6 protein-coding genes are annotated in these 10812 nt (G+C 61.1%); 2 read left to right on the top strand and 4 right to left on the bottom strand.

Features of this window, described 5'->3' with window-relative positions; genetic code table 11:
- Positions 1 to 255: 255 nt before the first annotated feature.
- The 4 genes from K9857_RS15990 to K9857_RS15975 all read right to left on the bottom strand — a co-directional run bounded on the left by K9857_RS15990 (position 256) and on the right by K9857_RS15975 (position 7887).
- Complete coding sequence (locus tag K9857_RS15990; protein ID WP_224537328.1) at positions 256 to 1677, bottom strand: efflux transporter outer membrane subunit; 1422 nt, start codon at positions 1675 to 1677, stop codon at positions 256 to 258.
- Positions 1677 to 4865, bottom strand: coding sequence for an efflux RND transporter permease subunit (locus K9857_RS15985; RefSeq protein WP_224537326.1), 3189 nt, complete (start codon positions 4863 to 4865; stop codon positions 1677 to 1679). The genes K9857_RS15990 and K9857_RS15985 overlap by 1 nt, the downstream gene beginning before the upstream one ends.
- A gap of 15 nt (positions 4866 to 4880) precedes the next feature.
- Positions 4881 to 6134 carry a multidrug efflux RND transporter periplasmic adaptor subunit MexE gene (gene mexE, locus K9857_RS15980; RefSeq protein ID WP_224537324.1) on the bottom strand — a complete coding sequence of 418 codons (1254 nt, stop codon included), beginning with the start codon at positions 6132 to 6134 and terminating at the stop codon, positions 4881 to 4883.
- A 385-nt stretch (positions 6135 to 6519) separates the two neighbouring features.
- Positions 6520 to 7887: an OprD family porin gene (locus K9857_RS15975; protein WP_224537322.1), complete on the bottom strand. Its 1368-nt coding sequence runs from the start codon at positions 7885 to 7887 to the stop codon at positions 6520 to 6522.
- Positions 7888 to 8294: 407 nt separating this feature from the next.
- Between K9857_RS15975 and K9857_RS15970 the strand changes: the two genes are divergently transcribed.
- Positions 8295 to 9254 (top strand): AraC family transcriptional regulator, encoded by a 960-nt coding sequence (locus K9857_RS15970; RefSeq protein ID WP_318011761.1) that lies wholly within the window; start codon positions 8295 to 8297, stop codon positions 9252 to 9254.
- A gap of 132 nt (positions 9255 to 9386) precedes the next feature.
- The gene (locus K9857_RS15965; protein ID WP_224537319.1) at positions 9387 to 10712 is read left to right on the top strand and encodes an MFS transporter; all 1326 of its coding nucleotides are present in this window, start codon (positions 9387 to 9389) and stop codon (positions 10710 to 10712) included.
- Positions 10713 to 10812: the final 100 nt, after the last annotated feature.

Genomic DNA, 10812 nt, shown 5'->3' with positions numbered 1-10812 from the left:
ACACACCGCTTTCGCGAGCAAGCCCGCTCCCACATTGGTTCCGTGCCGACCGCATGACCTTTGTAGGAGCGAGGCTTGCCCGCGAAGGCGTCGTGTCAGGCAACACAATATCGGCAGATCTGGCGCCTTCGCGGGCAAGCCTCGCTCCTACAGGTTTTTGTGTTGACGATGCACAAAAAAGCCCCGCGACCATTCGGTTGCGGGGCAAGGAATTTGGTTGGTTGCGGCCAACCAAAGGAGCTCTGTGAAGGCCGGTTACTTGCTGGCGACGGTCTCCGGTTGCCAGCCGCCACCGAGGGCCTTGTAGATGGCGACGATGCCGCGATACAGATCGATTTCCGCCAGGGCCTGGGTGTCTTCGGCCGCCAGGCGCTCGCGCTGGGCGTCGAGCAACACGAGGAAGTCCGACGAACCTTCGCGATAGCGAATCTCGGCCAGATCGGCCGCCGAACGACTCGACTCACTCTGACGAATCAACGAAATCAAACGCTGTTGGCGCTTGTTGTAGTCGCTGAAGGCGTTTTCCGATTCTTCCAGCGCCAGCAACACCTGCTGCTCGTAGGTCGCCAGGGCGCCTTCGGCATCGGCGTCGGCACCGCGAATGCGGGCTTTCACGCTGCCCAGGTCAAACGCTGCCCAGGTGATGCTCGGGCCCAGCGCCCAAGCGTTGGCCGCCGAGGAGCCGATCTGTGAGCCACGCCCGGCCGTCCAGCCGAGGAAGCCGCTGAGGCTGACCCGCGGGAACAGGTCGGCCTTGGCCACACCGATCCGCGCCGTGGCCGAGGCCAGTTGGCGTTCGGCGCTGAGAATGTCCGGACGACGTTGCAGCAGTTCACCCGGATCACCGATCGGCAAGGCCTTGGCAATCGCCGGCAGGTCTTTCGGGCTCAGGTCCACGGTCAACTTGTCCGGACGCTCACCCAGCAGGGTAGCGATACGGTTTTTCTGCCGTACCTGCTCAGCCTGCAGCTGCGGCACGCTGGCTTCCACCGCAGCCAGGCGCGCATCGGCACGCTCCACGTCGAGCTGATCGCCCACGCCGGCATCACGCAGGCTGATGGTGATCTTGCGCGACTCCTGCTGGTTCTTCAGGTTCGCCAGGGCGATCTTCTCCCGCAGTTGCGCACCGCGCAGCTGACCATAGGAGTCCACCAACTCGGCAATCATCGTCACTTGCAGCTGATACAGATCAGCCTCGAGTGCCTGTTGCTCGGCGTTGGCCGATTCCAGGTTGCGCTGGATACGGCCAAACAGGTCGATCTCCCACGCCATGTCCAGGCCCAGGTCGTAGCGTTCGCTGTTGACCCGGTTGGTGGTCTGCCCCGGAATCTGGCCCTTGCCCAGATCGCTGCTGGCCCGGCTGGTGACGGTCGGCATGGCGTCGTTGCTGATGTCATCGCGGATCGCCCGCGCCGCTTTCCAGCGGGCGAAGGCGACACGCAGGTCACGGTTGCCCTTGAGCGATTCGGTCACCAGCTGGTTGAGGGTCGGGTCCTCGAACTGCTGCCACCACACGCTTTGGAAGCGCGAGCGGTCGAAGTTCTTCTGGCCCGCGGAGCCATCGGTCGCCGTGGTGATGTTGGCCGGCGCCGTATCAGGGGTCTTGTAGTCCGGGCCGACGGCACAGGCGCTCAGCGCCAGCACCAGCAGGCTCGGCAGAAAGGCTTTCAGACTCATCAATGCGACTCCAGTGGCTTGTCCAGTTTCGGCTTCTTGGCCGCTTTGCGCGCTTCGCTGCGCTCGACAAAGTTACGAATCAGTACGTAGAACACCGGCGTCAGCAGCAGACCGAAGAAGGTCACCCCGAGCATCCCGGAGAACACCGCCACACCCATCGCGTGACGCATCTCGGCACCGGCACCGCTGGAGATCACCAGTGGCACTACACCCATGATGAACGCGAAGGAGGTCATCAGGATCGGCCGCAGACGCAGGCGGCAGGCTTCCAGTACCGCAGCCAGAGGACTCAGGCCTTCCTGCTGTTTATCCTTGGCGAACTCGACGATCAGAATCGCGTTCTTACAGGCCAGCCCCACCAGTACGATCAAGCCGATCTGGGTGAAGATGTTGTTGTCGCCACCGGACACGATCACCCCGGTAATGGCCGACAGCAGCGTCATCGGTACGATCAGGATCACCGCCAGTGGCAGACTCCAGCTTTCGTACTGGGCAGCGAGCACCAGGAACGCCAGCAGTACGCAGAGCGGGAACACGAACAGCGCGGTGTTGCCGGACAGAATCTGCTGGTAGGTCAGGTCGGTCCACTCGTAGGTCATGCCGTTTGGAAGTTCTTCCTTGAGCAGTTTCTCGATGGCCGCCTCGGCCTGGCCGGAACTGTAGCCGGGGGCTGCGGCACCGTTGATTTCAGCGGTGATGAAGCCGTTGTAGTGCATCACGCGGTCCGGACCCGAGGTGTCGCTGACCTTGATGAAGGTCGCCAGCGGGATCATCTCGCCCTTGTTGTTGCGCACTTTGAGCTGACCGATCTGGTCGGACTCCAGGCGGAACTGTTGCTCGGCCTGAACGTTGACCTGATAGGTGCGACCGAAGCGGTTGAAGTCGTTGGCATACAGCGAACCCAGGTAGATCTGCAGGGTGTCGAAGATGTCGCTGACGGCCACGCCGTGGGTCTTGGCTTTCTCGCGGTCGATGGCGGCATCGACCTGCGGCACGTTCACGGTGTAGCTGGTGAACAGGTTGGCCAGTTCCGGAACGTTATGGCTCTTGGCGATGACGTTCATGGTCTGCTTGTACAGCTCTTCGTAGCCCAGGTTACCGCGGTCTTCGATCTGCAGGCGGAAACCGCCGATGGTGCCCAGGCCTTGTACCGGTGGCGGCGGGAAGATCGCCATGTAGGCTTCCTGAATCCCGGCGTACTGGCCGTTCAAGGCACCGGCAATGGCGCCGGCGGACATGCTTGCGTCCTTGCGCTCATCGAACGGCTTCAAGGTTACGAACACGATGCCGGCGTTCGGGCTGTTGGTAAAACCGTTGATCGACAGGCCAGGGAAGGCCACGGCGCTTTCCACGCCTGGCTGTTTGAGGGCCAGATCGGACATGCGCTTGATCACGTCTTCGGTGCGATCCAGGCTCGCGGCGTCTGGCAGTTGCGCGAAGGCCACCAGGTATTGCTTGTCCTGGCCGGGTACGAAACCGGTCGGCGTGCTGGAGAAACCGAAGAAGGTCAGCACCATCAGGCCTGCGTACACTAGCAGGGCGATACCGCTGCTGCGGATGACCCGGCGCACGGTACCGACATAGCCATGGCTGGCTTTCTCGAAGAAGCGGTTGAAGGGACGGAACAGCCAGCCACCGAAGATCTTGTCGAGGATTCTCGAGAAACGGTCCTTCGGCGCATCGTGACCCTTGAGCAATACGGCAGCCAGCGCTGGCGACAGGGTCAGGGAGTTGAAGGCCGAGATAACGGTCGAGATGGCGATGGTCAAGGCGAACTGTTTGTAGAACTGACCGGTGAGGCCGGAGATGAACGCCGCCGGTACGAACACCGCACACAGCACCAGCGCCGTGGCAATGATCGGGCCGGTCACTTCACTCATGGCCTTCTTGGTCGCCTCGAAAGGCTCGAGCCCCAGTTCGATGTTCCGCTCGACGTTCTCCACCACCACGATGGCGTCGTCCACCACGATACCGATCGCCAGTACCAGGCCAAACAACGACAGCGCGTTGAGCGAGAAGCCGAACAGGTGCATCACCGCAAAGGTACCGATCAGCGATACCGGCACCGCCACCAACGGGATGATCGAGGCGCGCCAGGTCTGCAGGAACAGGATCACCACCAGCACCACGAGGATCAGCGCTTCGAACAGGGTATGAACCACCGCCTCGATGGAGCCGCGCACGAAAATCGTCGGGTCATAGACGATGCTGTAGTCCATGCCTTGCGGGAAGCCTTTCTTCAACTCTTCCATCTTCGCCCGAACCTCGTTGGAGATTTCGATGGCGTTCGAACCTGGACGCTGGAAGATCGGGATCGCCACCGCCGGCTGGTTGTTCAGCAGGGAGCGCAGGGCGTATTGGCTGGAACCCAGTTCGACTCGGGCGATGTCTTTCAGGCGGGTGATTTCACCGTTGTCGCCTGCACGGATGATGATGTTCTCGAACTCTTCCTCGGAGACCAGACGGCCCTGAGTGTTGATCGACAGCTGAAAGCTCTGGGCGCTCGGGGAGGGCGGCGCACCCAGTTGACCGGCGGCCACCTGGCGGTTCTGCTCGCGAATGGCGGTCACCACATCGGTAGCAGTCAGGTTGCGCGAAGCGGTCTTGTTCGGATCGAGCCACACACGCAGCGAGTAGTCGCCCATGCCGAACAACTGCACGTCACCGACACCACCCAGGCGAGCCAGCTCGTCCTTGATGTTGAGGATCGCGTAGTTGGACAGGTAGAGCATGTCGTAGCGTTGGTCCGGCGAGGTCAAGTGCACGACCATGGTCAGGTCGGGCGATGCCTTGTCCACGGTGATACCGATGCGCGTCACTTCCTCGGGAAGCTTGGGTTCGGTCCGGGTCACGCGGTTCTGCACCTGCACCTGCGCGTTATCCAGGTCGGTACCCAGGGCGAAGGTGATGGTCAGGGTGATCTTGCCGTCGGCGGTCGACTGCGAGGACATGTACAGCATGTTCTCGACGCCGGTGATGGCCTGCTCCAGGGGAGCTGCCACGGTTTCACCGATGACTTTCGGGTTGGCACCCGGGAAGTTGGCGCGCACCACCACGGTCGGCGGCACCACTTCCGGGTATTCGCTGATCGGCAGCTGGAACAGCGAGATGGCGCCGGCGATCAGGATCAGCAGCGAGAGCACCGCTGCGAAGATCGGCCGGGTAATGAAGAATTTGGAAAAATTCATCGGAGTCGTTATCCCTTAACCGCGTGGAGTCACGGCAGCCACTTTCACAGCCGTACCCGGCGCGACCTTGGCAGGCGCGACTTGGGGCAGGTTGCTGGCTTCCAGTGCTTGTCGTTGTTGTGCAAGAGCGGCGAGGGTCTGCTCGCTGGCCATCGGGATCACTTCAGGGGTCACCGGCGAGCCAGGGCGCACCCGCTGCAGGCCCTTGACGATGATGGTGTCGCCCGCGTTCAGACCGTTGCGCACGATGCGCAGGCCTTCGATCTTCGGACCCAGCTCGACGGCGCGGTAGGCGGTCTTGTTGTCGGCGTCCATCACGATCACGAACTTCTTGCCCAGGTCGGTACCGACCGCTTCATCGTTGATCAGCATGGCGTTGTAGGTGCCGCTGCCCACCAGTTTCAGGCGTGCATACAGGCCCGGGGTGTAGCTGCCGTCGCTGTTGTCGAACACCGCGCGACCGCGGATGGTGCCGGTTTTCGGGTTGACTTGGTTGTCGACGAAGTTCATCTGACCCAGGTGCGGGTTGCCGTCTTCGTTGGACAGGCCCATGTACACCGGGGTGGTGGCGCCGCGTTTGCCCTGGCGAGCGAGCTGGGTGTACTTGAGGAACACACGCTCGTCGGCGTCGAAGTAGGCGTAAACCTTGTCGGTGGAGACCACGCTGGTCAGCGGGGTGGTATCGGCGGTCACCAGGTTGCCGGCGGTGATTTCCGCACGGCTGACGCGACCGGCGATGGGCGCGGTGACGCGGGTGAAGCTCAGGTTCAGTTTCGCCAGGTCCAGTTGGGCCTGAAGGGCGCCAACGGCGGCGCGGGCTTCCTGGGCGGCGCTGGTGCGCGAATCGGCCAGTTCGGCGGAAATCGCGTTGCTGGTGCGCAGACGCTCACCGCGTTGCGCTTCGTTTTCGCTGCGGGTGGCATTGGCGCGGGCCTGGGCTACAAGGGCCTCGAGGCGACGAACTTCAGCCTGGAACGGACGCGGGTCGATCTGGAACAACAGGTCGCCTTTCTTGACCAGCGCACCTTCGGTGAAGGCCACTTCATCAATCTGGCCGGACACCCGTGGACGGATCTCTACGGTTTCCGGTGCCTCGAGGCGACCGGTGAACTCGTCCCACTCGTTGACCGGCTGCTCCAGCACCTTGGCCACGCTGACCTTGGCGGCGGGCGGAGTTGCGGCCGATTGCGGCGCTTTGCCACAAGCGCTCATCACCACCACGGCCAACACGGCCAACGGGAAGCGCAAATGTTTGAATGACTGTTCCATGGATGCATCCGCCAATGTATTGAGATGGGCGAATGATGCTAGGCGGGCGGATATCGCACGAATCGAACGCGGCGAAGGTAACTATCATTCGGAATGATAGGAAGGCGGGGGCAGCTCTCTAGCCTGCGCCTTTTCACGGGGGGCGATCAATGGGTTTGGAGCAATTCAGTCTTTCCCAAACAACACAAATCCCTGTAGGAGCGAATTCATTCGCGATGGAAGTCCAGGCGCCGCGGGCATTCAGACAGCCCGCGTCATCGTTAACGACCATTGTAGGAGCCGAGCTTGCTCGCGATGGAAGTCCAGGCGCTGCGGGCATTCAGACAGCCAGCGTCATCGTTAACGACCATCGCGAGCATGCTCGCTCCTACAGAGGGCCGTTTTGTCAGAAGAGGTCGCGGGTGTAGGTCAGGTATACCCGGTTCTCATCGATGTCCCGCTGATTGGGCACGGTGCTGCGCAACGTGGCATTGCGCAGCGACACGCTCAAGCCTTTGAGCATGGGCTGTTGGAACGCATAGTTGAAGTGAATATCGCGCTCCCACTCATGCTGGTCGCCGGAATCGGTTTTCACATGATCACCCCGCTGGTAGGTCACCTGGGTGGTCAGCCCCGGAATGCCGACCGCCGTGAAATTGAAGCCGTATTGTGCCACCCAGGTGTCTTCGCCGGCCCGCTGGAAGCGGGCGCCGGTCTGGCGGTCGGTGATGAGATAGGTCGCTGAGCCATCACCCTGATTGACGAAGGGGAAATCACTGGAGCCGCTCAGCGCCTGATAACCCAGGCCGATCGAGTGCGGCCCCACGGTGTAAGTGAACATGCCCGCCAGGGCGCGGTTATCGACTTTGCCGTCATTGTGATAGCCGCTGCTGCGATAACCTTCCTGCCGGCCGGCCTGGCTAGCATTGCGACCGTCCGGGCCGCTGTCGAAAAAGCGCAGGTCGCTCTTCAGATTGCCCACCGGCAAAGCGAGGTTATGCACCATGCCGAGGAAATGTTGCTGATAGAAGTTCTCCAGACCACCGTAGTAGTACTGGAGCAACAAGTTCGGATTGAGTTTGTAATCGATACCGGCGAAATAGAACTTGTTGCTGCGCTTGCCCGCGGCGCCACCGGCACCGGATATCGCCAGATTTTCATTATTGGAGGACGTACGGCTTTTGACCTTTTCAACTTTACCGGCGGTGAGGGTGATGTTGTCGAAGTCCTGGGACGTGACTTGCATGCCTTCGAAAGTTTCCGGCAGCAAGCGACCGTCGTTCAGCGTCAGAATCGGCATTCTCGGCCGCAGCGTGCCGAGCCGGGCTTCGGTCTTGGCATAACGCACCTTGGCGGTCAGGCCCAGGCTGCTGAAATCACTGACCGCCCGACCATCACTGTCGGTCGGGAAGACCAGGCCCGCCTGGTTGGTGCTGTTGGGGTTGTAGTGCGTGCCTTTGCCCGAATCCAGGCGGATGCCGAGCATGCCCAGTGCATCCAGTCCAAATCCCACCGGCCCCTGGGTAAAACCGGAGGTGTAATTGAGGATGAAACCCTGCCCCCATTCTTCCTGTTTCGAGGGCGCGGCCGAGCCGCTGCGGTAATCCTGATTGAAGTAGTAGTTGCGTAACTCGAGGGTGGCTTTGGAGTCTTCGACAAATCCGGCGGCGAAGGCGCTCAAGGGCAGGGCACAGGACAAGGCTGCAAAGCCGATCAGACTCAAGGGGGACCGATGCCCCGCACTTGCAGCGAAGCGCGTCGTTGTAATGTTCATGTTCTTCTCGCCGTATTTATTTTTATTGGGACGTCGGGTGCAATCACAGGCAAAGCACTGCCGTCTGCGCTGAAAAGGCAGAAGGCTTTTATGTAGAGGGATGTCGCCGCAGCGAACTTCAATAAATGCCGATAGCAACTAAGCAATGAGTGGTGTGAGGGGCATCTCCAGATCTTTCAGTTGTTCGTGAAATCGAAATTAAGCCCGGTAGCTGGAGGGCAGTATCCAGTTTCTGCAGATCCTTATCCCCTTTCTACAAACCCGCCCCGGGTGCGCGCCGCACGCCCGCACAACCCTGTATAAGGCAGGACGTTCGCAGCCGTTGGGCGGTTTGTGCCGGGCTGATGCTTGACGCCATCGGGCCACGGGTGGAACTTCGTGAGCAATGGCGACCATCAGGGTTCTGAGTGATGCAGCAGTTACTTTCAAGTCAACAAAGTGCGGTGTTCAATCTGGCCGACCCTTATGCGGTCTCCGACTACGTTAACGAACACCTGGGCAGTCATGACATTCAACTTTCCCGGTCCCGGGCGTATGTTTCCAGCCTGTTGCACCGCAAGTTCGCCAGCCTGGATCTGTGCCGTATCAGTTACGGCTCGGATGTACGTATCACATCCCCCGCGCTGGAAACCTTCTATCACTTGCAGATCCTCCTGAACGGGCACTGTCTGTGGCGCAACCACAGGCAGGAGCACTATCTGGGTGCGGGAGAGATGCTGATCATCAATCCCGATGATCGCGTCGACCTGACCGGTTCGGCCGATTGCGAAAAATTCATCCTGAAAATCCCGGCCTCGGTCATGGAGTCGATCTGTCGTGACCAGCGCTGGCAGACGCCGGGGGAGGGCCTGCGCTTTGTCGAGTCCTGCTACCGGATGGATGAGCTGGAAGGGTTTTTCGATCTGTTGCGCATGGTTTGCAGCGAAGCCGAAACGGCCGAGCCGATGCCGCGGATTCAGGAAAACTACATGCAGATCGTCGCCACCAAGCTGCTGATGTTGCTGCGTACGAACCTGACTCGCCCGGAACTCAATACCTCCCTGGCGACCTTCGAGCAGATCGCCGACTACATCAGACAGAACCTCAAGGAAGATCTGTGCAGTGACGAACTGGCGCGTCGGGCGCACATGAGCCCGCGCTCGCTGTACGGGCTGTTCGAGCGCACCGTGGGCCTTACGCCCAACCGCTACATCCGCCAGAAAAAGCTGGAACGGGTACACGCCTGCCTCGGCGACCCTACCTGCGGCTACCGCAACGTCACCGAACTGGCGATGGATTACGGCTTCCTGCACCTGGGGCGCTTCTCCGAAATCTACCGCCGACAATTCGGCGAACTGCCCACCGAGACCCTCAAACGTCGCCAGTAACCACCACAACGCGATGATCGGAAATGGACGATCTGTAAAAAACGGATAAAGCCCTGCGAACTGCGGATATAGCCCATCCGCACCCGGACCTACCCTTGAGTTGCCTGAAAACAACAACAAGAGTTGAGTGCCATGCGAAAAATCGACATTAACGAGGTCATCGACCAGGCGCGCTTCAACGCCTTTCACTGGCGAGTGCTGTTCTGGTGCGCGCTGATCATCATCTTCGACGGCTACGACCTGGTGATCTACGGCGTGGTCCTGCCGGCTCTGATGAAAGACTGGGGCCTGACCCCGCTGCAAGCCGGTGCGCTGGGCAGTTACGCGCTGTTCGGGGCGATGCTGGGCGCGATCATCTTCGGCTCGCTGTCCGACCGGGTAGGGCGCAAGTGGATCATCGCCATCTGCGTGGTCCTGTTCAGCGGCTTCACGCTGCTCAACGGCCTGGCGCGCGATACCACCGAGTTCGGTCTGTGCCGGTTCCTGGCCGGGCTGGGCATCGGCGGCGTCATGCCTAACGTGGTGGCCCTGATGAGTGAATACGCGCCGAAAAAAATCCGCGGCACCTTGGTGGCTATCATGTTCAGCGGCTACTCCGTGGGCGGCATTCTGTCTTCGGGACTGGGCATCGTGCTGCTGCCGAACTTTGGCTGGCAGTCAGTGTTTTACGTGGCGGGGATTCCGTTGCTCCTGCTGCCGCTGATCCTGCGTTACCTGCCCGAATCGGTCGGCTTCATGATCCGCCAGGGCCACGAAGCGCAAGCCCGCGAGGTCCTGCACCGAATCGAGCCTGCCTTCGTGTCCCGTCCGGACGATAAGTTCATCGTGCCTGCCCTCAAGACACCCGGCGCGCCGGTGGTGCAGTTGTTCCGTGAAGGTCGGGCGATGGGCACCGTGATGCTCTGCCTGGTGTTCTTCTGCTGCCTGCTGATGATCTATGCGCTGAACTCCTGGCTGCCGAAACTGATGATCAGTGCCGGTTACGGCCTGGGTTCGAGCCTGAGTTTCCTGCTGCTGATGAACGTCGGCGCCATATTCGGGGCCGTGGGCGGCGGTTGGCTGGGGGATCGCCTGGGGCTGCGCAGGGTGCTGGTGGTGTTTTTCCTGCTGGCGGCAACGTCGATCAGCCTGCTCGGTTTCAACAGTCCGCCCACCATTCTTTACGGGCTGATTTTCATCGCGGGCGCCACCACCATCGGCACACAGATTCTTGCCTATTCCTGCGTGGCGCAATTTTTCCCGATGGGCATCCGCTCGACCGGCCTGGGCTGGATTTCCGGGATCGGCAGAAGTGGCGCCATCAGCGGGCCGATCCTCGGCGGTGTGCTGGTGAGCATCCAGTTGCCGCTGCACCTGAACTTCATCGTCTTCGCCATCCCCGGCTGCGTGGCCGCATTGGCCATGTGCTTCGTGCGCCAACGAAAGGCCTGCCTCAAGGCGCAGCCCCAGCCCGTTTGACGCCGTCAACACCTTGCGTTGATGCCTTCGCTCCTTCACTGACCATCGCTGACTGGCATTAGGCAATGCCGGGAGGCGTGTTGCCGGGGGAAGCCGTCAA

Origin of the sequence: Pseudomonas sp. REP124, assembly GCF_020164475.1 — a bacterium.
GTDB lineage: Bacteria > Pseudomonadota > Gammaproteobacteria > Pseudomonadales > Pseudomonadaceae > Aquipseudomonas.
The sequence above is the reverse complement of the archived record's forward strand: the minus strand, read 5'-3'. Positions and strand labels throughout refer to the sequence as shown.